Source organism: Vibrio sp. D173a (genome assembly GCF_030248475.1).
In genome coordinates this window covers 1-805 of sequence record NZ_JAHGAH010001107.1, presented here as the reverse complement: position 1 = coordinate 805, position 805 = coordinate 1, and the positions used below count along the sequence as shown (strand labels likewise).

Below are 805 nucleotides of genomic sequence, written 5' to 3'. Positions count from 1 at the left end.
CGCAAAAGACCTACTGTCTAACTTCTTCGGTGGCATGATGATCTACTTCGATCGCCCGTTTAAAGTGGGTGATTGGATCCGTTCTCCAGACCGTCAGATTGAAGGAACGGTGGAACGTATTGGTTGGCGTATGACCATTATCAGAACCTTCGATAAGCGTCCAATCTATGTACCCAACTCAGTATTCAGTAATATTGTGGTAGAGAACCCATCTCGAATGCTAAACCGTCGTATCCATGAAACGATTGGGTTGCGCTATGAAGATGCCGATAAGATGCAGGCTATTGTCGATGATGTTAAGGCGATGTTAGAAAACCACCCCGATATTGATGCGAAGCAGACGCTGATCGTTAACTTCGATAAATTTGGCCCGTCGTCACTCAACTTCTTTATTTATACATTTACCAAAACCGTCAATTGGATTCGTTTTCACGAAGTAAAGCAAGACGTGCTTCTGAAGGTACTAGAGATTGTGCATGCTCACCACGCAGATATCGCCTTCCCTACACAAACCATTCAACTTCAGCAGGGTGGGCAAAGCTCTCAGGAGTTGGAACTACCGCCGTCACTAGAACACCGTCTATAAAACGACAAAGAGCCATACACATGTATGGCTCTTTTGTTATGTAATCTGAGTATATTCGATGACTACTTCAGTTGAATGCTCGTATAGGTTTCATTGATTAAACCCGAGCCTTTGCGCTTCTTCATTGTTACCTTAACAGAGCGTTTTGCATCTGCCACATCATAACGAATCGCTTGACCTAAAAACTTGTCATTACGCTTCAACTCTCGAGCTTCTAGC

Annotated in this window: 1 protein-coding gene; it reads left to right on the top strand. The window is 43.9% G+C overall.

Annotated elements, in window-relative coordinates; translation table 11 throughout:
- A partial coding sequence (locus KIV40_RS31625; protein WP_285353272.1) for a mechanosensitive ion channel family protein occupies positions 1 to 586 on the top strand: 586 nt, incomplete at its 5' end.
- Positions 587 to 805: the final 219 nt, after the last annotated feature.